The organism is Ruegeria sp. BJ6 (assembly GCF_056537885.1).
In genome coordinates this window covers 206,285-228,112 of record NZ_JBQFSG010000004.1, presented here as the reverse complement: position 1 = coordinate 228,112, position 21,828 = coordinate 206,285, and the positions used below count along the sequence as shown (strand labels likewise).

The window sequence follows — 21,828 nt, the reverse complement described above, 5'->3', positions numbered from 1 at the left end:
ATTTGAACATCAGCAAAGGATGATGCGGTATTCGATCCCTTATGCGCGACCCGGGCAGGTCGTGGGGCTGTTCGGCGGGTCATTCGATCCGCCACATCAAGGCCATGTGCACGTAACGCTGGAGGCAATGAAAGCCTTTGGGCTGGATCGGGTGTGGTGGTTGGTTTCACCGGGCAACCCGCTGAAGAAGAAAGGCCCTGCACCGCTGCCGCAACGAATCGAGGCGGCGCGACAACTGATGCGACACCCGGGTGTCGAGGTGACGGGGATTGAAGCGCTGACAGGGACCCGTGCTACGGCCGATACGCTTACCGCTTTGAAAAAACTCTATCCCGGCGTGCGGTTTGTTTGGCTGATGGGGGCCGACAATCTGGCGCAGCTTCACCTTTGGCAGGACTGGCGGATGATCATGGATACGGTTCCCGTGGGTGTTGTGGCGCGTCCGGGTGATCGGATTTCGGCACGCATGTCTCCTGCGGCGCGTGCCTATGGTAGATACAGAATTGACGGTCAGGCCCGGCGCCTGCTGGGACGGGCTGCGGCACCTGCATGGTGTTTCGTGAACGTGCCGATGGTCAATCTGAGCTCGACCGAGATTCGCACGCGCGGCGACTGGAATTCCGGGTTGTTGCGGGAATAGCAACGTTGCGCGCATAATACGGGAAACGCTGTTGCATGGCGGCAGTCTCTGGGATTTTATTTACCCATGGTTGATCGGATTTCACGTCGGCTATTTCTTGCAGGTCTGGGCGCTGTTCTGACCCCGGCTGCGGGATTGGCCAATGCACCAGCAGTTTCTCTAAGACCCCAGTTGCGCGCGACCGACCTGAACGGGGTCGAACGGTTTGTCCGCTCGGCCGGACTAAAAGGCGAAGTTGTCTTTGCTGTCGCCGATGTCGGAACCGGATCGCAGCTGGAGGCGTTCGGGGGCGACGAAGGGTTGCCGCCGGCAAGCGTCGCCAAGGCCCTGACGGCGCTGTACGCTTTGGATGTATTAGGGCCAGATCATCGTTTTGAGACGCGGCTGATGGCTGACGGCGAGATCGAGAATGGCATATTGCATGGTGATCTGATCTTGGTCGGTGGGGGCGATCCGCTGTTGGATACCAACGCCCTTGCCACCATGGCCGCCAATCTGAGAGAGGCCGGTATCACCGAGGTCCGGGGGGCGTTCAAAGTCTATGACGGAGCGTTTCCCTATGTATTCAGCATAGATCCGTCACAGCCGGACCACGTTGGTTACAGCCCGGCTGTCAGCGGGATTTCGCTGAACTTCAACCGCGTGCATTTTGAATGGAAGCGCGCAACCACGGGTTATGCCGTTTCAATGGATGCCCGCAGTTCCAAGTATACGCCCGCCGTTCAGATGGCGGACATGCGGGTCGCAAAGCGCGGCTTGCCGATCTACACCTATCAGGCCAGCGCGCGGGTCGACAAATGGACGGTTGCGGACAGCGCGCTTGGCAAGGGTGGCGCGCGCTGGTTGCCAGTTCGCAAACCCGCCCTTTACGCGGGTGATGTGTTCAGGACCCTGGCGCGGGCCAACGGCGTTGTTCTGGGCCGCGTTCAGCTTATCCGTGAGGTTCCGCACGGTACCGTTCTGACGGTGCATCAAAGCGCTCCACTGAACAGCATTCTCAAGGGGATGTTGAAATATTCAACCAACCTGACCGCCGAGATGGTCGGCATGGCAGCGACGCGGGCGCGGGGTGTCATGCCTGCGGACCTGAAAGGATCGGCCGACGAGATGAACCGGTGGGCCTTCGAGAAATTCGGGGCATCCCGGATAAGGATGGTCGATCACTCGGGGCTTGGCGACGCGTCGCGCATGGCGCCCGAAGATCTGGTTCTGGCATTGGTTGCCGCCCGCAAGGACGGTATGTTGCGCCCCCTGTTGAAATCATTTTCGTTGAAGGATGCCAAGGGGCGGCCAATCAAGGGGCATCCGATCAAGGTTGCCGCCAAGACGGGGACCCTGAACTTTGTCTCGGGACTGGGCGGGTTCATCACCACGGCCGGGGGGGCGGAGCTGGCTTTTGCGATCTTCACCGCCGACATCCCGCATCGCGCCACGATCAGCCGCGAAAACCGTGAGCGACCGCAAGGCGCGCGCGCGTGGAACCGCAAATCGCGCAAGTTGCAGCAGGCCCTGATCGAACGCTGGGGTTCACAGTACGGCAGTTGAACCGGCCGATTGCAATGTCGTTTCGCCCGGCAAAATGAACATTCCGCGCGCGGCGGCGGATGAGCAAAGTTCCTCCAATATCCCGTCGTTAGCGGAACTTATGTGCTAACTTCCCTTGCTTCGTGCCCGGTGCGATGCCATATCCATGGGGCTTACGTTTTTCTATTTCGACCTACTGTCTCCGATTCCGGCGTTCAGTCTATCGATACAGACAACGACGCCAGGCTGTCACAATTCCGTGGGCAGCACCAATTCAGGAGACAACGGAATGCCCGCAGGCACCGTAAAATGGTTCAACACCACCAAAGGCTACGGCTTTATCGCACCCGAAGATGGCGGCAAGGACGTGTTCGTTCACATCTCGTCCGTCGAGCGTTCGGGCCTCACCGGTCTGGCCGACAACCAGAAAGTCACATACGAGCTGCGCTCGGGTCGTGACGGCCGCGAAAGCGCGGACAATATCGAACTGGCATAAGCCATTGCGAAGGTGGGCAAATTGCCCACCTTTCACTGCCCGACACCCTCCGCGCGCCCTGACTGGGTACGCGCTTGTGTGACGTATAAAATACATCACAAGTCAGTTACTTTTCGCCTCCCGATTGACCAAACCGGTTATCCTGCCAACACTGAATGATATTGGTTTGGCAAGCATATGAGGCCCGCATGATCACGCGCCGCAATTTTCTGGCCGTAACGGCGGCTGCAAGTCTCACCCCCGGGACATCAAGCGCCAAGAAGGCAACGGAATACGATCCGACCCCGCAATTCGTCCGGATCAAGAAACAGTTCCAGCCCGGTCAGCTGCTGGTCGTTCCAAGATCATTCTACCTGTATTACGTGACTGAGCCGCGCAAGGCCGTCAGATATGGCTGCGGTGTCGGCAAGGCAGGGCTGGAATTTACCGGCACCGCCACGATTGATGTCAAAAAGGAATGGCCCACCTGGCGTCCCACGGATGAGATGATCGAACGGGACCCCGTGGCCTATGCCAAGTTCAAGGACAACGACTATGTGCAGCCGGGTGGAGGTGACAACCCCCTGGGCGCGCGGGCGCTTTATCTGTTCCAAAACGGCGTGGATACGTATTTCCGCATTCATGGCACGACCCAGCCGCAGACCATCGGTCACGCCGTGTCGAATGGCTGTATCCGCATGCTGAATGAACATGTCATCGACTTGTATGAGCGTGTTCCGATCGGAACCGTTGTTTCAGTCGTCTGACAAGCCCTTTTTACCGCCCCATCCAGTCCACATCACTGGCTTCTTCAATCCGAAGCAACCCATTGGGCCACGGGCGAGCAAGCGACAGAGCCTGATCAGGATCACCACTCAGCCAAGTTTCGAAATCCGATTGATCCAACAGGACGCCCATCCTGTGATGGATCGGTCGCACGTCCTCATTCGGTTCACATGTAACGGTTGCAAACTGATCCACGCGCAGACCACCCGGAGCCTGCCAACAGTCGGTAATTGCGGCAAACCACAATGGTCCACCGTCTTTTGAGCTTATGCGCCACGCCGTTTTCCGGCGTTTTTCACCTGTCCATTCGTACCAGCCATCGACAGGCACGATGGCCCGACCGACATCCTTGAACGCGGTTTTGTCAAACACGGTTTCGGACCGGGCGTTGATGATCGTCTCCATGACAGGCCGTCCGCGTGCATTCACGCGCCCCACCGGGATCATGCCCCAGCGCATGGTGATCAATCCGGTATCTGTCAGGACGGTGACGTCTTCACCGGGCTTTATGTTTCGGCGCGGTCCTTCATCCGCGATCTGGTCGTCCGGCACTCCGAGTGTTTCGGCGATCTCAGAAATCGGTCGGGTTAGAAACAAACGCCCCGGCACGTGCCCCTCCCCCTATTCCCTGGCTTTGTCCACCAGTTGCAGAACCTGTGGCCCTAGATCCCGGACGATCAGCGCGACCCCTTCTGCATTCGGGTGAATGCCGTCAGGCTGCATGAATTTCCTCGCCGCGTTCGGATCGTTTTCTGCGTCGAGGCCCGCTAAAAAGTCTTCGGCATAGAGACTGTCGTATGCGCCGGACAAATCCGGATAGATTGCATCAAAGGCAGATTTATACTCGGCACCGAAGTTCCCCGGCGCCTTCATCCCGACCAGAAGAACATCGACATCCGCCTGTTGGGCCACCATCAGAATTTTTTCAATATTCGCGCGGGACACAGCGGGATCGATGCCGCGCAACAGGTCGTTGCCACCAAGTGCTACGATCATTCCGTCAACCTCGGGTGTCAGCGTCCATTCCACGCGGGCTGCACCGCCTGCGGTCGTATCACCGGACACACCCGCGTTGATCAACCGGACGTCGGCCCCTTGCGCGTCAAGCCAGCGATCCAGTTGTGGGACAAATCCATCCCGCTCGACCAACCCATACCCCTGCGTCAGCGAATCCCCCAGCGCAGCGATCACCACCGGTTCGGCTGTGGCTGTAAAACCGCACCAGACAAAAATGGCCGACATCAAGACCTTGCGCATTTTCTGATCCGCTCCATATCCCAAATGATCCAGTTCCCCAGGAAGGCCTCATGTCGAAACCTGTACTTGTCCTCAAAGATGCCGCTTTGTCGCTGAATGGCAATGCCGGAAAGGTCGACATCCTGCACGAAGTCTCACTGACCGTGAATCATGGTGAGACGCTGGGCCTGATCGGCCCATCCGGTTCGGGCAAGTCGTCGATCCTGATGCTGATGGGCGGGCTGGAACAGGCCACGGGCGGCACGGTTCATGCCCTTGGGGCCGACCTGACGACCATGGATGAGGATTCGCTGGCCCGGTTCCGCCGGGACAACATGGGCATCGTGTTTCAGAATTTTCACCTGATCCCAACCATGACGGCGCTGGAGAATGTCGCCACCCCCCTTGAACTGGCCGGTCACAAAGATGCCTTTGCCCGGGCCGAGGCCGAGCTTGATATCGTTGGACTTTCGCATCGCCGGGACCACTATCCAGCGCAATTGTCGGGCGGGGAACAGCAAAGGGTTGCGTTGGCCCGCGCTTCGGCACCGCGACCGCAGATCCTGCTGGCGGATGAACCCACAGGAAATCTTGATGAAACAAACGGCGCCGCGATCATCGATCTGCTGTTCGGGCTGCGCGACAAGCATGGTGCGACGCTGGTTCTGGTGACACACAGTCACGAACTGGCTGACAAGTGCGACCGCATCGTTCGCCTGCGGGACGGGCGACTGGCAGAAACGGTCGAGCGTGAGGCCGCAGAATGAGCCTGCGCCTGTCTGCGCGGCTGGCCTGGCGTGAATTGCGCGGGGGCATTCGCGGCTTTCGGATTTTTCTGGGTTGCCTGGCCCTTGGCGTTGCCGCCATAGCCGCAGTCGGCTCGGTCCGCGAAGCCATTGAAACCGGGCTGGTACAGGAGGGTGCCGCGCTGCTGGGCGGCGACGCCCAGATGGAGTTCACCTACAGGTTTGCGTCCGAGGACGAGCTGACCTGGATGCGTTCAAATGCGCGATCCGTATCAGAGGTCGTAGATTTCCGGTCCATGGCCGTGACGGAACACGGGGGCGAAACCCAACGCGCGCTGACGCAGATCAAGGCCGTCGATGGGGCCTATCCTCTGGTCGGCTCGGTCATTCTGGCCCCCGACATGCCACTGGAGGACGCGTTCGCCGGGCAGGACGGAACCCCCGGCGCGGTTATGGACCCGGCGCTTATCGACCGGCTGAATCTGGAGACGGGCGATCGCTTTCGGTTGGGCACGCAAGACTTTGTCCTGATGGCGTCGCTGGAGCATGAACCGGATGGGGCCGCAGACGGATTTGGCCTTGGCCCGCGCACGATGGTGCAAACCAAGGATTTGACAGCATCCGGGCTGCTTGAGCCGGGCACGCTGTTTTCGACCAAGTACCGTCTGGCCCTGCCCGAGGGGACCGATCTAGCCACGATCGCCGAAACCGCCCGGCAGGATTTCAAAAGCAACGGCATGCGCTGGACGGATGCGCGCAACGGCGCACCCGGTATTGCCGAGTTTGTCCAGCGCCTCAGCGCGTTCCTTGTGTTGGTCGGATTGTCGGGGCTTGCGGTTGGCGGGATTGGCGTTTCAGCCGCTGTTCGCGCCTATCTGGCAGAGAAAACAGATACGATCGCGACGTTGCGCACCCTAGGGGCGGATCGCGCGACCCTGTTTCAGACCTATTTCCTACAAATCGGCATTTTATCGGGCGTCGGTATCCTTCTGGGGATCGCATTGGGCGGGGTTGCGCCCATCCTGCTGGCCTCCGCGATCGAGGCCCGGCTGCCGGTTCCGGCAGTATTCACCCTCTATCCCGCACCAATGGCCGAGGCCGCGCTTTATGGTCTGCTGACGGCATTTCTTTTCACGCTGTGGCCGCTGGCGCGAACCGAGGAGGTCCGGGCGGCGACGCTGTTCCGGGATGCCCTGTCGTCGGCCCGGCCCCTGCCGCGGGCCAGATACCTTGTGACAACCCTTGTCGCGCTGATCCTTCTGATCGCGGCTGCCGCATGGTTCAGCGGCTCGTACCGGCTGACGATCTGGACAACCGGCGGCGTGATTGGTGCTCTTGTCTTGCTGGCGATGTCGGCTTTGCTGATCCGTCTTGCCGCGCGGGCTGCCGTGCCAAGATCCCGGGGCCGCCCTGCCCTTCGCTGGGCGCTGTCGGCGATATCCGGGCCACGGGAAAGCGCGGTTTCCGTGGTTTTGTCGCTGGGGCTGGGGTTGTCGGTGCTTGCAGCCGTCGGTCAGATCGACGGTAACCTGCGCAAGGCCATCACCGGAAATCTGCCGGACGTGGCCCCGTCCTATTTCTTCGTGGATATTCAAAAAGACCAGATGGAAGGCTTTTCCCAGCGCCTCGATAGCGATCCGGCGGTCAGCCGGGTGGAAAGCGCACCGATGCTGCGCGGTATCATCACCCGGATCAATGACCGCCCTGCCAGCGAAGTCGCCGGAGACCACTGGGTTCTCGAAGGGGATCGTGGCCTGACCTATTCACCCCAGCCGCCCGAAAACACGCGCCTGACAGCCGGTGAATGGTGGCCACAGGATTACAGTGGCACCCCCCAGATCAGCTTTGCAGCCGAAGAAGCGCAGGAGATGGGGCTGCAACTTGGTGACACGCTAACCGTCAATGTTCTGGGCCGCGACATCACCGCCCAGATCACATCCTTCCGCGAGGTCGATTTTTCAACTGCAGGCATGGGGTTTGTCATGTCGATGAATCCGTCGGCACTTGCCGGGGCGCCACACAGCTTCATCGCAACTGTTTATGCCGAGGAACACGCCGAAAGCGCGATATTAAAGGACCTCGCAGATCGCTTTCCCAACATTACTGCGATCCGTGTCCGCGACGCCATAGACCGGGTCTCGGGGCTTCTTGCCGGGCTTGCCACGGCGACTTCCTATGGGGCGGGCGCATCGTTGTTGACCGGATTTCTCGTGCTGATCGGAGCGGCCGCGGCCGGTGAATCTGCACGCCGGTTCGAGGCTGCGGTCCTCAAAACCCTTGGCGCAGACAGAACGCGCATATTGCTGAGCTTCGCGCTGCGGTCCGCCTTGCTGGGTGCTGCCGCCGCCTGTGTGGCACTGGTATCGGGGCTGTTAGGAAGCTGGGCCGTCGTCAGTTTCATCTTCGAAACCGGTTTTGTGATCATCTGGCCGTCCGCGCTTGGCATCGTTCTGGCGGGAACGACGGTTACGCTGGTTGCGGGGCTGTTGTTTGCATGGCGACCCCTGTCCGCCCGGCCCGCGCGCATCCTGCGTGCCAGCGACTGACCCGTTCCGTCTTCGGCAATACCGGATACGCTTTAGCGAACGCAGGCCACCGGCTGCAAAATCTTCAGCAACTGAGTATTGTCACAAACCAGGGCGTCCAGCGTGATCTCGTCCAGCGATGCATAAAACGCCTGAGCCGCATCCTGCAGTGCAAGCCGCAACCGGCAGGCATCGGTCAACGGGCAGGTGTTGTCGGCATCAGCAAAACACTCGGCAATCGGTAGGCCGCCTTCCACGTGGCGAAAAACCTCGCCAATTCTGATCTGATCGGCGGGCCGACCCAGAGACATGCCGCCATTGCGGCCGCGCTGCGTGCTCAGGTACTTGAGCTGGCTCAGCTGATTGATGACCTGCGCCAGATGGTTTTCCGAAATGTTGCAAACCTCGGCGATCTCGGATTTCGTGACCAACCGATCCTGGTGGGCGGCGCAATACATCAGAAGGCGGACAGCGATATTCGTCCTTTTGGTAATACGCATGGGTACTCTCCTCAGATTTCGAGACGAACCCATATTGCATGTGCTTCAAAAAAACGGTTTGACATACATCAATTGCTCAAAGGACGTCACATCGCATGGCAGACCCCTATTTCTTTGGCTATGGCAGCTTGGTGAACCTTGCCACTCACGACTTTCCCGATCCGCGCCCGGCCCGATTGCAAGGATGGAGGCGCGCCTGGCGGCATACCGACCTGCGAGCCGTTGCCTTTCTGACTGCCGTCCCTGACCCGGACAGTGAAATCGACGGCATGATCGCGCATGTGCCCGGAAATGACTGGGCCGCGCTGGACGAACGGGAATGGGCTTATGACCGTATCCCGACAACACGATCGGTCGCGCACCCCCTGTCGCATGAGGTCGAGATTGCGGTCTATGCCGTGCCCGAACACCGGCATCGCGACCCGTCCGAGGGGCATCCGATCCTGCTCAGCTATATCGACGTGGTCATTCAGGGCTATCTGCGCGCCTTCGGCCCGGAAGGCGCGGACCGTTTCTTTGCCACCACGGACGGCTGGGACGCTCCGATCCTGAACGACCGGGCAGAGCCCAGATACCCGCGCCATCAGCAACTCAAACCCGCTGAGACTGATTTCGTGGACGACCGCCTTCACAAAATTTCCGCCAGAATCGGACTGCCAGCTTAGAACGAAAAGGGGCAGGCGCAGCGCCCACCCCTTCACCTTGTTCAATATACGGCCGCCGGAGGCACTCCGTCAGGCGCGTCTCATCACCCCCGGGCGCGGATCACCTGCAACAACGGCATCAGCGTCGCCATCTCCGGCCCACGCTCCATGCCGGTCAGTGCCTTGCGTAGCGGCATGAACAGGCCCTTGCCCTTGCGGCCCGTCGCCTCTTTCACGGCGCTGGTCCAGGAGCCCCAGGTTTCTCCGTCAAACGGTCCATCGGGCAGCAATGTCATGGCCTGAGAAATGAATTCGCGGTCCTCATCAGCGATCAGAGGCTCGGCCCCGTCGCGACACAACTCCCACCAGCCCTTCAGATCGCCCAACGTGGTGATGTTTTCCCGGGCCATGGCCCAGAACGGCTCGGCCAGTTCTGTCGGAACGCCAGCCTCGGCCACTGCTTCGGCCACGTTTGCCAAAGGCAGCGACTGAAGGTGCTTCGCTGTCAGCGGAAACAGGTCCTGCACATCGAACTTGGTGGGCGCTGCGCCAAAACGGTTCACGTCGAACCCTTCGATAAGTTCAGCCATGTCCGCGCGCAGCTCAACCGGATCGGAAGAACCCAGCCGCGCCATCAGGCTGAGCAGCGCCATCGGCTGCACGCCCTGCTCTCGCAGATCGCGCAAGGCCAGCGTGCCCAGACGTTTCGACAGCGCCTCGCCTTGCGGGCCGGTCAGTAGCGAATGGTGCGCGAAACGTGGGCACGTCCCGCCCAGCGCTTTGATGATCTGAATTTGCGTGGCCGTGTTGGTCACGTGGTCCGAGCCACGCACAACATCGGTCACACCCATCTCGGTGTCATCAACCACCGATGCAATCGTATAGAGAACCTGACCATCGCCGCGGATCAGCACCGGGTCAGAGACCGAAGCCGCATCGATCGATATGTCGCCCAGAATGCCGTCGGTCCACTCGATCCGCTCGTGATCCAGCTTGAAGCGCCAGACACCATTGCCACGCTCGGCGCGCAACGCCTCTTTTTCGGCATCTGACAGGTTCAGCGCGGCGCGGTCATAGACCGGCGGCTTGCCCATGTTCAGTTGCTTCTTGCGCTTCAGGTCCAACTCGGTCGGTGTCTCGAATGCCTCATAGAACCGGCCCATTTCGCGCAGCCTGTCGGCAGCCTCGGCATAACGATCCAGTCGGTCCGACTGACGCTCAATCCGGTCCCAGTGAAGGCCCAGCCACTCCATGTCCTGCTTGATCGCGTCGACATATTCTTCCTTCGACCGCTCGGGGTCTGTGTCGTCGATGCGCAAAATGAACGTACCGCCCGCCTTGCGGGCGATCAGATAGTTCATCAGGGCGGTACGCAAGTTGCCCACATGGATGTAACCGGTGGGCGACGGGGCGAAACGGGTGGTTGTCATGGGTGTCTCCTGTTGGCGCGGCTCTTGTCACAGGATTGGCCAATTGTCCAGCCGAACACCCTTCGGCACCATGGGGTTGGAGCACCATCCGAACTGACGTTCAGGTCGGTTCGACGGACCAGAGCCGGTCAAGATCGTCCAGCCCGGCGCGGATCAGTTCCGACAGAACATCCAGATCGATATCGGCAAGTTTGTTCACATACAGACAGGATTTGCCCAGCTTGTGCTTTCCCAGACGGGACAGGATATCCCCGAAATCGGCATATCCTGGCATGATATAGATTGAGTGCGCCGCTTTGCGCGGGGAAAAACCGGTCGCCAGAAAGTCCCCCTCGCGGCCCGTTTTGTAGCGATAGTGATACTTGCCATACCCGACCATCGACGGCCCCCACATCAGGGGCGTGAAACCGGTCACCTTACGAAACAGCTGATCAAGCCTGCGCGCATCATCTGCTTTGCTTTGGGGCAGCACGCCCGCCAGAAACGCTTCGACGCTCTGATCGGTGGGCACTGTTTTGTTACTGCTGTTTGCCATAAAGCGACGGTACCATGTGAATACAAGGAGCACAGCCCCGGACAGGCTGGAAGAGCATTCCACGCGTTCTATGTATCAGTCATCAGATCAGACAGGGAGTTCATTACATGGCCATCAAACTTACCCGTCGCTCGGCACTGGGGGCTGCAGTTGCCCTTCCACTGGCAGCAGGCGTGACACCCGCGCGCGCCGCCGGTTCAGAGCCCAAATCCGCGACCCCGAATACCCGATCCTTCAAGCTGGGCGACTTTACGGTCACCACCCTGCTCGACGGCAGCTTTCCACGGGACGGCGCAAAGGAGATATTCGGCGGCGGTGCCTCGGATGAGGAATTCGCCAGTGTTTCTGCGGAAAACTTCATTCCTGCTGATCAGGCCCAGTTCTTTTTCACCCCGACGCTTGTCGACACCGGGTCCGAGCTTGTGTTGTTTGACACCGGCCTTGGTCAGGGTGGCATTCAAGCAGCCCTGAGCGAGGCCGGTGTTGCCCCGGATGCCATCGATGTCGTGGTTCTGACGCATATGCATCCTGACCATATTGGCGGCATGACAACCGACGGCGCACCGACCTTTCCGAATGCACGTTATGTCACCGCAGCGGCCGAGTATGATTTCTGGGCGGCGCAGGACGCGGGAAATCGGGTCGGCGATCTGGTTGCCGAAAAGGTAACGCCGTTGGCCGAGAAAATGACCTTTATCGAGGACGGCGGCGACGTTGTGTCCGGGGTCACCGCCAAGGCGGCATTTGGGCATACGCCCGGTCATATGGTTTATCACCTGGAAAACAACGGGCAGCGACTGATCCTGACAGCCGATCTGGCCAACCACTATGTTTGGTCATTCGCGCATCCGGACTGGGAGGTCAAATTCGATATGGACAAGGCTGCGGCCACCGCCGCGCGGCGAGATGTGTTGGGTCTTCTGGCCGCCGACCGGGTGCCGATGATCGGCTATCACATGCCCTTCCCGGCAGCTGGTTATGTTGAGAAACGAGGCGACGGCTTCCGCTTTGTCCCGGTCAGTTATCAGTTGATGGGCTGAACCGCATCGGCGCTAATCCGGTCACACGGGCGATACGACTTGTGTCGTTGTCGCCCAGCTGTGGCCGGGTTCCGCTGGTGAGGAGTATCTCTGAAATTGCAGCCCGATTAAAACTCAGGCCGCAAACGCAGCCCATTTCCGTTTCACTGCATCCAAAACGGACAAATCACTGTTCGGTTCAGGGTCATCACAAGGGGCCAACGGAGGGAATTCCGGGCGGGTCCGGGTTGCCGACGAAGGAGTCTGTGCCCGGGCTTCGCTGCGCATCAAATCCGCGATTGCGGCATCTGTGCCCGCTTCGTCCAGTTCACGTGCCGGCGATTCCATGGTTTTCCATTTGATAGGCCCGTGAAGGGATTTTTCGTAATCGTTAAACATATTCGCACCAACTATCTTCAACTGACACACACCTGTCGGGCTATGCCCAAAGCGCGTCCACACCACCTAAGAATGACCGATGCCGCAACTTCTCTGGCTGCATTGCGTCACATTTGCCCCACTTGAGGCAACTTTGGTTCTTAATTGTGGCTAAAATGTGGCAAAGCTCCTATCGCGCCTTCAATTTTCGGCGTGTACTTCAAACTTTTCAATAAGTTAAAGGGCATCAGCCCCTTGACGCTGACTGCCATCATGCGGCCACATTCGAAACAATGTCGACTGACCAGCCAGATTGAAGAATTGAGGTTAACGACTCTCAGAGCAGCCGCTATCGATCTGCTGCGTTACTGCCCGCTGTCACGCCACCTGTTGACGATCGGATAGCGCCGGTCCAGCCAGAATGCACGGCGCGTCAGGCGCGTGCCGGGGGCCGACTGAAAGCGTTTGTATTCGCTGATATAAATCAGATGCTCGACCTTTTTGGCGATGTTTTCTTCGAAACCGGCGGCAACACAATCGGCAATCGAACCATCCTGATCGACAAGAATGTCCAGCAGGGCATCAAGCACCGGATAGTCTGGCAGGCTATCGCTGTCCTTCTGATCTTCGCGTAACTCGGCGCTTGGCGGCTTGTCGATGACCGATGACCGGATCACTTCGCCCGCAGGACCCATCATCCAGTCCCGGTGATTGTCATTGCGCCAGCGGCAGGTCTGGAACACGCGGGTTTTGTACAGGTCCTTGATCGGATTGTACCCGCCATTCATATCTCCGTAGATAGTGGCGTAACCGACGGCAATTTCCGATTTGTTGCCGGTTGTAAGCAACATCTCTCCGAACTTGTTCGAGATCGCCATCAGCAGCAGGCCGCGCAGGCGGGATTGCACGTTTTCCTCGGTCAGGTCAGCTTCGTGCCCTTCAAACAAAGGCGCAAGCGTCGATGACACAGCGGACCGGCTGTCAGAAATCGGAACGTAATCGTAGTGGACTCCCAGAGCCTTGGCGACGGCCTCGGCATCGTCGAGAGAACCCTGGCTGGTATATTCAGACGGCAGCATAACGCAGCGGACATTTTCGGCACCGATGGCATCCACCACGATTGCCGCAACCAGCGCCGAATCGACGCCGCCCGAAAGACCAAGAACTGCCTTTTTGAAGCCGGTCTTGCCCATATAGTCGCGCAGGGACTGAACCATGGCGCGATAGTCCTGTTCCCACTCATCCGGTTGCGGAGCAAATTCGCCCGGCGTAATGCGCCAGCCATCGTCGCCACGTTCAAGATCAACATGGGTGACGGCCTCGTCGAATACGGGCATGCGCAGAGCCAGTTCACCTCCGGGGTTCAGCGCAAATGTGCCGCCGTCAAAAACCTGATCGTCCTGTCCCCCGACCATGTTCAGATAAATCAGCGGCAGCCCGGTCTCGACCACGCGTGCCACCATGTGATTGATCCGCACGTCGTATTTGTTTCTGAAATAGGGGGACCCGTTCGGCACCAGCAGGAACTCGGCCCCGGTCTCAGCCAGCGTTTCGGCCACATCTTCGTGCCAGCTGTCCTCGCAGATCGGGCTGCCGATGCGGGTATTTCCAACCGAATAGGGGCCGCCCAGAGGACCGGCGTCATACAGGCGCACTTCGTCGAAAACGGTTTCGTTCGGCAGGTGATGTTTGAGGGTCTTGCTGGCGATTTTGCCGCCTTTCAGGATCAGATAGGCATTGTAGAGTTGGTCGCCTTCGGTCCAGGGACTGCCGATCGCCAGCGCAGGGCCATCCTTGCAGCGTTCCGCCAGATCGGTGACCGCAGCGATGGCAGCCTGATGAAAGGCCGGTTTCATGATGAGGTCCTGCGTATTGTAGCCGGTCACGAACATTTCCGGCAGCGCAACCAGATCGGCACCGGCTTCGCGCCCCTGTTCCCAGGCGGCAAGGGCCTTGGCCACGTTGCCTTCGATATCGCCCACCGTTGGGTTGAGCTGTGCCAGAGTAATGCGGAAACGGTCGGCCATATTGCCCTCATGCCCTCGTCAGTCCCAAAGCCATTTATCAGATCACGCCGCAAGTGGAAGGCAAATGCGGCAAAAGACATTGCCCGGCGTCCGCAGGTACCTTAGTTTTGCGCAAACGATCGGGAAACAGCTTAAAACCGGGCAGGCAGGAAAGACCATGAAGATGATCCGTTTGACACTGGCAACTGCAATGTCAGGAGCCATGGCCTTTGGTGCACTTGCCCAGGACGGGCAGATCGTGACCAAGGACGACGAGGTTGGCGGTGTGTACGAGGGTACCTTTGAAAAGGGCCTGCGCCACGGAACCGGCACCTATAAACTGCCGAACGGCTTTGAATATTCAGGTGAATGGGTCGAGGGAGAGATTCGCGGAAAGGGTACGGCGCGCTATCCCAACGGGTCGGTCTACGAAGGTGATTTCGTAAACGGCAAGCCCGAGGGCAAGGGCAAAATCATCTATGCCGACGGCGGCACCTATGAAGGAGACTGGTCGGACGGCGCGATCAACGGCACCGGCGTGGCCGAATATGCAAACGGTGTGCGCTACGAAGGTGGTTTCAAGGACGCCCGGCATCACGGCCAAGGGATGATGAAAGACCCCGGCGGATATGTCTATGAAGGCGACTGGGTCGACGGCCTGAAACAGGGCAAGGGCAAGATCACCTATCCCGATGGAGCCATCTACGAAGGCGACGTGATGGCGGATCAGCGCCATGGTCAGGGCAGTCTGACATTACCGGACGGGATGATCTATACCGGCGACTGGGCAGAGGGGCAGATTACAGGCTCCGGCCACCTGACGCAGGCAAACGGGGATGTCTATGAAGGCCAGCTTGTGGCCGGGCGGCGCGAAGGGACCGGCAAGGTCACTTACGCAAATGGCGACGTTTACGAAGGCCAGTTCTCGGACGATCAGCGCCACGGCGACGGTACGTTCACCGGAACGGATGGATATAAATACAGCGGCAGTTGGTCCGGCGGTCAGATCGAAGGGCTGGGAGAGGTCACTTATCCCGACGGGTCCGTATACGTCGGTGACTTCAAAGCCGATCTGGCGGATGGCAAAGGGCGGATCACCTATCCCGATGGATCGAGCTATGACGGCGACTGGGTTGCAGGCGTGATCGAAGGAACCGGCACCGCGGCTTATGCCGACGGCATTGTGTATAAGGGCCAGTTCCGGAATGCCCGCAATCACGGCAAGGGCGTCATGACATATACGAACGGGTACCGGTACGACGGCGACTGGGTCGATGGCGCTCGGCAGGGTCAGGGCAAGGCAACATACCCGGACGGCTCGGTCTATACCGGCGGATACGACCAGGGTCGGCGTCATGGGCAGGGCGAGATCGTCATGGCCGACGGCTTTAAGTATGCCGGCGGGTGGACCGATGGAAAAATCAGCGGATTTGGCGTTGCGACCTATGCCAATGGCGATGTCTATGAAGGGAATTTCCTGGACGGAAAACGTCAGGGCGAAGGCACAATGCGCTATTCCGATGGTCAGGAAGAAACCGGCGTCTGGGAAAATGGCGCCCTGACAGAACAGAAAGACACGGATTCCGGAACTCAGGCGCCCGAAGCGAGTCCGGCTCAGGACGGATCAGAAGCGTCAGACGGATAAATCCGTTCAGAAAGACAAGCCCACGGGCCGGTTTGCGGTATTTTCTTTCTTTTCATTCCGAATTGGCGCTGTATAACTCGATTCCATGATCAACCACGCCGATATCCCATTTTCCGGTTCCGCGCTGCGCGGTACCGATCTGCGTGGCCTACTGATCCTAATCCGCCTCTGAGCGTGCCATCCGGCGCGCCCGCTCAGAGGAGGACGCCCGCGCGCCAAATGGCTTTAGGACAGAACAGAAAGACACCGACATGACCAACGTGACCGACCAAGACCGCGTCTTGATCTTTGACACTACTTTGCGCGACGGCGAACAAAGCCCCGGCGCGACGATGACGCATACTGAAAAGCTGGAAATCGCCGAGCTGTTGGACGACATGGGCGTCGATATCATCGAAGCCGGGTTCCCTATCGCCTCTGAGGGTGATTTCAAGGCTGTGGCGGAAATCGCAGAGCGCTCGAAGAACAGCCGTATATGCGGCCTGGCCCGCGCCAATATCACCGATATCGACCGCTGCTGGGAGGCGATAAAGCACGCCGAGAAAAGCCGGATTCACACCTTTATCGGTACTTCGCCGCTGCACCGTGCCATTCCGAACCTGACTAAGGACGAAATGGCCGATAAGATCCACGCCACCGTCAGCCATGCGCGCAACCTGTGTGAAAACGTGCAGTGGTCGCCGATGGATGCGACCCGGACCGAGTGGGATTACCTGTGCCGCGTGATCGAGATCGCCATCAAGGCGGGGGCAACCACGATCAACATTCCGGATACTGTGGGTTACACCGCGCCGCTGGAATCGGCTGACCTGATCAAGCGTCTGATCGAAACCGTTCCGGGTGCGGACGAGGTTGTCTTTGCAACGCATTGCCACAACGATCTGGGCATGGCGACGGCGAACTCGCTTGCTGCCGTTATCGGCGGCGCGCGCCAGATCGAATGCACGATCAACGGTCTGGGTGAACGTGCCGGCAACACCGCGCTGGAAGAGGTCGTGATGGCGATGCGCACACGCAACGACATCATGCCGTATCACACCGGCATCGACACCACCAAGATCATGCACATCTCGCGGCGGGTCGCCACCGTGTCGGGATTCAACGTGCAGTTCAATAAAGCCATCGTTGGCAAGAACGCCTTTGCTCATGAAAGCGGCATCCATCAGGACGGGATGCTCAAGAACCGAGACAATTTCGAGATCATGCGCCCCGAGGATGTGGGACTGTCCGGCACCTCCCTGCCATTGGGCAAGCATTCCGGCCGCGCGGCGTTGCGGGACAAGCTGAACACCCTTGGCTATGAGGTGGGCGACAACCAACTCAAGGATATCTTCGTACGGTTCAAGGATCTGGCGGATCGCAAGAAAGAGGTGTTCGACGACGACATCATCGCGCTGATGACGCTGGACGACGATGATGGCGATGACCGCCTGCAGCTTGTTTCGATGAAAGTGACCTGCGGTACCGGCGGTCAGGCTGAAGCAACGGTCGAGATGGAGGTGAACGGACAGGATGTCACCGCCACCGAGCATGGCGATGGTCCGGTGGACGCCACATTCCGGGCAATTCGCATCATCCATCCCAACACGGCACATCTGCAGCTTTATCAGGTCCATGCGGTGACCGAAGGAACCGACGCACAGGCAACTGTGTCGGTCCGGCTGGAAGAGGATGGCATGATCGCAACCGGTCAGTCGGCCAATACCGATACCGTTGTGGCATCCGCCAAAGCCTATATCCACGCACTCAACCGCCTGATCGTGCGACGTGAAAAAACCGGTCCGGGCGCGGATGCGCGCGAGATCAGCTATAAGGATCTGACGTGACGGGCTGTGCGGCCTGTCGAATGTCCTGAAACATCAAGGCCGGATTGCGTATTACGCCAGTCCGGCCTTTTTTGCCCCGTCCAGAAAATGCTTAAGATCCTCGTCTCGCCCATAGTGCAGGGTGGCGGCCAGATCATCCAGTTTGAAACCGGAATCGGCTGAACGGATCGCATCGGCATGACGTCTGGCTCCGGCCTCATTCCCCAGCCAGCCGTGACATGCGGCGACAAAGGCGTTCTGCGTGATGTCCAAAGCGGGCAGATGCGAGAAATCGTCGATTGCCTGTTCGTAATGGCGGCCACAGAACCGGGCCCGGCCAAGATGGCTCCAGAACCGGGCCGGGTAATGGGGGTTCAGCCGCATTGCCTTGAGTATCCATTCGGCCCCTTCGTCGGGGTCCCCTGACCAGGTCAGCAACTCTCCCATCTGCACGACGACAAGGTCGTAGTTCGGATTCAGCGACAGCGCCTTGTCCTGATGATAGCGGGCGCGGTCCAGATTGTTGCGCAGAATCTCGACCGCCGCCATCAGCCGGTGAACATCGGCGTCGTTGTCATCCAGCGAAGCCGCCTTGAGGATCGCAGCCTCGCAAAGCGCCAGCATTTCGTCACGATCGTCACACCACCCGTATCCCCAAGCCTGACCGCGAATGCAGCCGCTCCAGGCGTGGGCATGGGCATAGTCGGGGTCCAGTTCGATGGCGCGATCGATCAGTCTGGTCGCCTCGATATTATCTTCACGGGTGCTGCGGTGATGCAGTACTTTGGCCGCCAGAACGCACTCGTAGGCGGCAAAGCTCGACGGCTTCTTGCGGGCCAGCCCCTCTTGTTGCGACGCCTCGATGCGCCCGGGCAGCGTTGCCACGACCGCCGCTGTCACCTCGTCCTGAATGGCAAAGATGTCGTCGAGGTCGCGATCGTATTTTTCGGCCCAGATATGGGCATCGGTCTGGCTGTCGATCAATTGCACGGTCACCCGCAGCCGGTTGCCCGCCTTTCTTACGCTGCCTTCGACAATGTACTGCGCGCCCAATTTTTCGGCCACGTCGCGGACGTTTACTGCCTGCCCCTTATAAACAAAACTGGAATTGCGCGAGATCACGAACAACTCGTGCCTGCGGCTGAGTTCCGTCAGGAGGTCCTCGGTCAGGCCATCGACAAAAAACTCCTGCTCGGGATCGCCGCTCATGTTTTCCAGCGGCAGCACCGCGATCGATGGTTTGACAACCCTGGTTGCCTCTTCCTGCGGCGCGGTCAGGTCCTGATCGGCAGGCCGGTCCAGTTCGATACGAAAGGTATGCACCGGCTGCGACAAGTTCTTGAGGCTGAGATTGCCAAGATCCTGAAACTGCAGGTCCATCCGCCCCGAAACCTGTTCGTGCACAGCGCCCGAGATCAGCACATCACCGGCCTCCGCCGATTGCTCTAACCGTGCGGCGACGTTCACGCCGCCGCCGAAGATATCGCCATCCTCGAAAATAATATCGCCCAGATTGACACCAATGCGGAACTGAATGCGCTGTTCCCCGGGCACGTCCGTGTTTCTGCGTGACATCCTGCTCTGGACTTCGACGGCGCAGGCAACCGCATCACAGGCGCTGGAAAACTCGACCAACATTCCATCCCCTGTGGTTTTGATAACGGTTCCGCGGTTTTTCTGAATCGCGGGGTCGATCAGTTCGATCCGATGGGCCCGGAGGCGGGCCAGTGTGCCCTGCTCATCGGCTTCCATCAACCGGCTATAACCCACCATGTCGGCAGCAAGAATGGCAGCAAGTCGGCGCTCCATGGCCCCCCCTTTCTGCAATTCTAGCGCCGCGCGGCCCTGTCAAACAAGAATTTTTGAATGTTCACCCATAGCGTGCGTACGTTGCCGAGTGATCCTGCGCAAACGGCGTCAAGCAGTACCCAGACTGTCGAACAGTTGGTCCAGCGCGGCAGCCTCTTCGGAAAAACCAAATGGTGCGTTGATCACGAACATGCCGGATCCCACCATCCGATGCCCCTCGCGCACTGCCGGGAAACGGACCTCGTGGCAGACGGCCCCGGGCAGGTTTTGCTGTTTCAGCGCCGCGACCATGGTCTTTTGACGCCCGTCCGTCAGGATCGGGTACCACAGGGCAATCACCCCGACATTCCATTTACGGTGCATCTTTGCGATCAGGCCGGGCAACCGGTCATATTCCGATTTCACCTCATAGCTGGGATCAATCAACATCAATCCGCGCCGTGGCGTGGGGGGCAGCAACGATTGCGCAAGCTCATAGCCGTCCCGGCGATAAACTTTGGCCTTTTGCGCAGCCATGACTCCGTTGAGGGCCGCGTATTCCTGCGGGTGAAGTTCTGCGAAATGCAGGCTGTCCTGCGCCCGCAAAAGACTGGCGGCAATTAGTGGCGATCCGGGGTAGGCCGCTGCGCCGTGCCGGTCTTGTACGGCACTCAACGCGCGTGACAGAGGATGTTCGGGGCCGAACCACGTTTCGCGCTGCGCGCGCTCGATGCCCGCCGCCGCCTCACCCGTCTTGCGTGCCTCGGCGGCGTCCAGCTGGTACAGCCCGCGGCCCGCATGCGTTTCAACGTAGCTCAGCGGCTTTTCCTTTTGGGTCAGATAGGCCAACATCCACGCCAGCAACGCGTGCTTTTGTACATCGGCCAGATTACCTGCGTGGTAAATGTGTTGATAAGAGAGCATGTTGCCTTCTAATGTCCTTGCAAATGAGGCGGAATAGCGCTGATTTACGCGGAATCAGCCCTTTTACCGGGCGAGATGGCACCCTATAAGACATGCGTCCCGGAACCGTCGAGTCGCGGGCAGTAGAAATTCTGACTAACGGGATCAGGAAAAACATGGGCATCTTTGGCAATCTGGGCGGCCTGTTCACAGCGGACATGGCAATTGACCTTGGTACGGCAAACACGCTGGTTTATGTCAAAGGGCGCGGAGTGATCCTGTCGGAACCGTCGGTTGTGGCCTATCACGTCAAGGACGGCGTGAAAAAGGTTCTGGCCGTAGGTGAGGACGCCAAGCTGATGCTGGGCCGGACGCCCGGTTCCATCGAAGCAATCCGCCCGATGCGCGAAGGTGTGATCGCGGACTTCGATACCGCCGAAGAGATGATCAAGCATTTCATCCGCAAGGTGCACAAACGCTCGACCTTTTCGAAACCCAAGATCATTGTCTGCGTTCCCCATGGGGCCACCCCTGTTGAAAAACGCGCCATTCGTCAGTCGGTTCTGTCCGCAGGCGCCCGTCGAGCGGGCCTGATTGCGGAACCCATCGCTGCGGCCATTGGGGCGGGCATGCCAATCACCGATCCGACCGGTAACATGGTTGTCGATATCGGTGGCGGTACAACCGAAGTAGCCGTTCTGTCGCTGGGCGATATTGTTTATGCGCGCTCAGTCCGCGTAGGTGGTGACCGGATGGATGAGGCCATCATCTCGTATCTGCGCCGTCAGCAGAACCTGCTGGTTGGTGAGTCCACCGCCGAGCGGATCAAGACCACCATCGGTACCGCGCGTATGCCCGATGATGGGCGTGGGCAATCCATGCATATTCGCGGCCGCGACCTGTTGAATGGCGTGCCCAAAGAAATCGAGATCAGCCAGGCTCAAGTCGCCGAGGCTCTGTCCGAACCTGTCCAGCAGATTTGCGAAGCCGTAATGACCGCGCTGGAAACCACCCCGCCCGATCTGGCGGCGGATATCGTGGACCGGGGCGTGATGCTGACCGGCGGCGGCGCTTTGCTGGGCGATCTGGATCTTGCGCTGCGCGAGCAGACCGGTCTAGCCGTCTCAATTGCGGACGAAAGTCTGAATTGTGTGGCGCTTGGCACCGGAAAAGCGCTGGAATACGAAAAACAACTGCGCCACGCGATTGACTACGAAAGCTGAGGCGCGCACCCTCTGACCAG

At 59.4% G+C, this 21,828-nt stretch carries 20 protein-coding genes; 11 read left to right on the top strand and 9 right to left on the bottom strand.

What is annotated here, in order from left to right:
• Positions 1-22 precede the first annotated feature (22 nt).
• The 4 genes from ACR0D6_RS11810 to ACR0D6_RS11795 all read left to right on the top strand — a co-directional run bounded on the left by ACR0D6_RS11810 (position 23) and on the right by ACR0D6_RS11795 (position 3,406).
• Complete coding sequence (locus ACR0D6_RS11810; protein WP_480765640.1) at positions 23-640, top strand: nicotinate-nucleotide adenylyltransferase; 618 nt, start codon at positions 23-25, stop codon at positions 638-640.
• A gap of 66 nt (positions 641-706) precedes the next feature.
• On the top strand, positions 707-2,185 hold the full coding sequence (gene dacB, locus ACR0D6_RS11805) for a D-alanyl-D-alanine carboxypeptidase/D-alanyl-D-alanine endopeptidase (RefSeq protein WP_480765639.1): 1,479 nt from the start codon (positions 707-709) through the stop codon (positions 2,183-2,185).
• A 268-nt stretch (positions 2,186-2,453) separates the two neighbouring features.
• Entirely contained in the window at positions 2,454-2,660 is a 207-nt protein-coding gene (locus ACR0D6_RS11800) for a cold-shock protein (protein WP_155149991.1), read from the top strand.
• A 188-nt stretch (positions 2,661-2,848) separates the two neighbouring features.
• The gene (locus ACR0D6_RS11795; protein WP_480765675.1) at positions 2,849-3,406 is read left to right on the top strand and encodes a L,D-transpeptidase; all 558 of its coding nucleotides are present in this window, start codon (positions 2,849-2,851) and stop codon (positions 3,404-3,406) included.
• A gap of 10 nt (positions 3,407-3,416) precedes the next feature.
• On the opposite strand, the gene ACR0D6_RS11790 is transcribed toward ACR0D6_RS11795, so the two are convergent.
• Together ACR0D6_RS11790 and ACR0D6_RS11785 are read right to left on the bottom strand one after the other, a co-directional pair.
• Positions 3,417-4,034: an SOS response-associated peptidase gene (locus ACR0D6_RS11790; RefSeq protein WP_480765638.1), complete on the bottom strand. Its 618-nt coding sequence runs from the start codon at positions 4,032-4,034 to the stop codon at positions 3,417-3,419.
• Between the two features lie 12 nt (positions 4,035-4,046).
• On the bottom strand, positions 4,047-4,682 hold the full coding sequence (locus ACR0D6_RS11785; RefSeq protein ID WP_480765637.1) for an arylesterase: 636 nt from the start codon (positions 4,680-4,682) through the stop codon (positions 4,047-4,049).
• Positions 4,683-4,732: 50 nt separating this feature from the next.
• Between ACR0D6_RS11785 and ACR0D6_RS11780 the strand changes: the two genes are divergently transcribed.
• Together ACR0D6_RS11780 and ACR0D6_RS11775 are read left to right on the top strand one after the other, a co-directional pair.
• On the top strand, positions 4,733-5,428 hold the full coding sequence (locus tag ACR0D6_RS11780; RefSeq protein ID WP_480765636.1) for an ABC transporter ATP-binding protein: 696 nt from the start codon (positions 4,733-4,735) through the stop codon (positions 5,426-5,428).
• Complete coding sequence (locus ACR0D6_RS11775) at positions 5,425-7,953, top strand: ABC transporter permease (protein WP_480765635.1); 2,529 nt, start codon at positions 5,425-5,427, stop codon at positions 7,951-7,953. Before ACR0D6_RS11780 ends, ACR0D6_RS11775 begins: the two co-directional genes overlap by 4 nt.
• A 32-nt stretch (positions 7,954-7,985) precedes the next feature.
• On the opposite strand, the gene ACR0D6_RS11770 is transcribed toward ACR0D6_RS11775, so the two are convergent.
• Positions 7,986-8,432: an RrF2 family transcriptional regulator gene (locus ACR0D6_RS11770; RefSeq protein WP_480451399.1), complete on the bottom strand. Its 447-nt coding sequence runs from the start codon at positions 8,430-8,432 to the stop codon at positions 7,986-7,988.
• Positions 8,433-8,527: 95 nt separating this feature from the next.
• Between ACR0D6_RS11770 and ACR0D6_RS11765 the strand changes: the two genes are divergently transcribed.
• Positions 8,528-9,097, top strand: a complete 570-nt coding sequence (locus tag ACR0D6_RS11765; protein ID WP_480765634.1) for a gamma-glutamylcyclotransferase family protein — start codon at positions 8,528-8,530, stop codon at positions 9,095-9,097.
• An 83-nt stretch (positions 9,098-9,180) separates the two neighbouring features.
• On the opposite strand, the gene gltX is transcribed toward ACR0D6_RS11765, so the two are convergent.
• The gene (gene gltX, locus ACR0D6_RS11760; RefSeq protein WP_480765633.1) at positions 9,181-10,506 is read right to left on the bottom strand and encodes a glutamate--tRNA ligase; all 1,326 of its coding nucleotides are present in this window, start codon (positions 10,504-10,506) and stop codon (positions 9,181-9,183) included.
• Between the two features lie 100 nt (positions 10,507-10,606).
• A complete protein-coding gene (locus tag ACR0D6_RS11755; protein ID WP_480765632.1) occupies positions 10,607-11,041 on the bottom strand; it encodes a DUF1801 domain-containing protein in 435 nt (144 codons plus the stop codon).
• Between the two features lie 107 nt (positions 11,042-11,148).
• On the opposite strand from ACR0D6_RS11755, the gene ACR0D6_RS11750 reads away from it, so the two are divergent.
• Entirely contained in the window at positions 11,149-12,081 is a 933-nt protein-coding gene (locus ACR0D6_RS11750) for an MBL fold metallo-hydrolase (RefSeq protein ID WP_170654814.1), read from the top strand.
• Between the two features lie 114 nt (positions 12,082-12,195).
• Here the strand turns inward: ACR0D6_RS11750 and ACR0D6_RS11745 are convergent, their stop codons facing one another.
• The gene (locus ACR0D6_RS11745) at positions 12,196-12,408 is read right to left on the bottom strand and encodes a hypothetical protein (RefSeq protein WP_480765631.1); all 213 of its coding nucleotides are present in this window, start codon (positions 12,406-12,408) and stop codon (positions 12,196-12,198) included.
• 395 nt (positions 12,409-12,803) lie between these two features.
• Complete coding sequence (locus ACR0D6_RS11740) at positions 12,804-14,465, bottom strand: NAD+ synthase (protein WP_480765630.1); 1,662 nt, start codon at positions 14,463-14,465, stop codon at positions 12,804-12,806.
• Between the two features lie 157 nt (positions 14,466-14,622).
• On the opposite strand from ACR0D6_RS11740, the gene ACR0D6_RS11735 reads away from it, so the two are divergent.
• Complete coding sequence (locus ACR0D6_RS11735; RefSeq protein WP_480765629.1) at positions 14,623-16,089, top strand: MORN repeat-containing protein; 1,467 nt, start codon at positions 14,623-14,625, stop codon at positions 16,087-16,089.
• Between the two features lie 251 nt (positions 16,090-16,340).
• A complete protein-coding gene (locus tag ACR0D6_RS11730; RefSeq protein ID WP_480765628.1) occupies positions 16,341-17,915 on the top strand; it encodes a 2-isopropylmalate synthase in 1,575 nt (524 codons plus the stop codon).
• 51 nt (positions 17,916-17,966) lie between these two features.
• Here the strand turns inward: ACR0D6_RS11730 and ACR0D6_RS11725 are convergent, their stop codons facing one another.
• Together ACR0D6_RS11725 and ACR0D6_RS11720 are read right to left on the bottom strand one after the other, a co-directional pair.
• Positions 17,967-19,703: an adenylate/guanylate cyclase domain-containing protein gene (locus tag ACR0D6_RS11725; RefSeq protein WP_480765627.1), complete on the bottom strand. Its 1,737-nt coding sequence runs from the start codon at positions 19,701-19,703 to the stop codon at positions 17,967-17,969.
• Between the two features lie 108 nt (positions 19,704-19,811).
• Complete coding sequence (locus tag ACR0D6_RS11720) at positions 19,812-20,606, bottom strand: 23S rRNA (adenine(2030)-N(6))-methyltransferase RlmJ (protein ID WP_480765626.1); 795 nt, start codon at positions 20,604-20,606, stop codon at positions 19,812-19,814.
• A gap of 155 nt (positions 20,607-20,761) precedes the next feature.
• On the opposite strand from ACR0D6_RS11720, the gene ACR0D6_RS11715 reads away from it, so the two are divergent.
• Entirely contained in the window at positions 20,762-21,808 is a 1,047-nt protein-coding gene (locus ACR0D6_RS11715) for a rod shape-determining protein (protein ID WP_039523195.1), read from the top strand.
• The last annotated feature ends 20 nt before the right edge of the window (positions 21,809-21,828 follow it).

Bases quoted from the DNA above. Each gene is read 5' to 3' on its own strand.
- ACR0D6_RS11780 (WP_480765636.1), top strand. From the start codon at position 4,733: ATGTCGAAACCTGTACTTGTCCTCAAAGATGCCGCTTTGTCGCTGAAT.
- ACR0D6_RS11795 (WP_480765675.1), top strand. From the start codon at position 2,849: ATGATCACGCGCCGCAATTTTCTGGCCGTAACGGCGGCTGCAAGTCTC.
- ACR0D6_RS11810 (WP_480765640.1), top strand. From the start codon at position 23: ATGCGGTATTCGATCCCTTATGCGCGACCCGGGCAGGTCGTGGGGCTG.
- ACR0D6_RS11800 (WP_155149991.1), top strand. From the start codon at position 2,454: ATGCCCGCAGGCACCGTAAAATGGTTCAACACCACCAAAGGCTACGGC.
- ACR0D6_RS11740 (WP_480765630.1), bottom strand. From the start codon at position 14,465: ATGGCCGACCGTTTCCGCATTACTCTGGCACAGCTCAACCCAACGGTG.
- ACR0D6_RS11770 (WP_480451399.1), bottom strand. From the start codon at position 8,432: ATGCGTATTACCAAAAGGACGAATATCGCTGTCCGCCTTCTGATGTAT.
- dacB (WP_480765639.1), top strand. From the start codon at position 707: ATGGTTGATCGGATTTCACGTCGGCTATTTCTTGCAGGTCTGGGCGCT.
- ACR0D6_RS11765 (WP_480765634.1), top strand. From the start codon at position 8,528: ATGGCAGACCCCTATTTCTTTGGCTATGGCAGCTTGGTGAACCTTGCC.
- ACR0D6_RS11785 (WP_480765637.1), bottom strand. From the start codon at position 4,682: ATGCGCAAGGTCTTGATGTCGGCCATTTTTGTCTGGTGCGGTTTTACA.
- ACR0D6_RS11775 (WP_480765635.1), top strand. From the start codon at position 5,425: ATGAGCCTGCGCCTGTCTGCGCGGCTGGCCTGGCGTGAATTGCGCGGG.
- gltX (WP_480765633.1), bottom strand. From the start codon at position 10,506: ATGACAACCACCCGTTTCGCCCCGTCGCCCACCGGTTACATCCATGTG.
- ACR0D6_RS11720 (WP_480765626.1), bottom strand. From the start codon at position 20,606: ATGCTCTCTTATCAACACATTTACCACGCAGGTAATCTGGCCGATGTA.
- ACR0D6_RS11750 (WP_170654814.1), top strand. From the start codon at position 11,149: ATGGCCATCAAACTTACCCGTCGCTCGGCACTGGGGGCTGCAGTTGCC.
- ACR0D6_RS11725 (WP_480765627.1), bottom strand. From the start codon at position 19,703: ATGGAGCGCCGACTTGCTGCCATTCTTGCTGCCGACATGGTGGGTTAT.
- ACR0D6_RS11730 (WP_480765628.1), top strand. From the start codon at position 16,341: ATGACCAACGTGACCGACCAAGACCGCGTCTTGATCTTTGACACTACT.
- ACR0D6_RS11735 (WP_480765629.1), top strand. From the start codon at position 14,623: ATGAAGATGATCCGTTTGACACTGGCAACTGCAATGTCAGGAGCCATG.
- ACR0D6_RS11745 (WP_480765631.1), bottom strand. From the start codon at position 12,408: ATGGAATCGCCGGCACGTGAACTGGACGAAGCGGGCACAGATGCCGCA.
- ACR0D6_RS11755 (WP_480765632.1), bottom strand. From the start codon at position 11,041: ATGGCAAACAGCAGTAACAAAACAGTGCCCACCGATCAGAGCGTCGAA.
- ACR0D6_RS11715 (WP_039523195.1), top strand. From the start codon at position 20,762: ATGGGCATCTTTGGCAATCTGGGCGGCCTGTTCACAGCGGACATGGCA.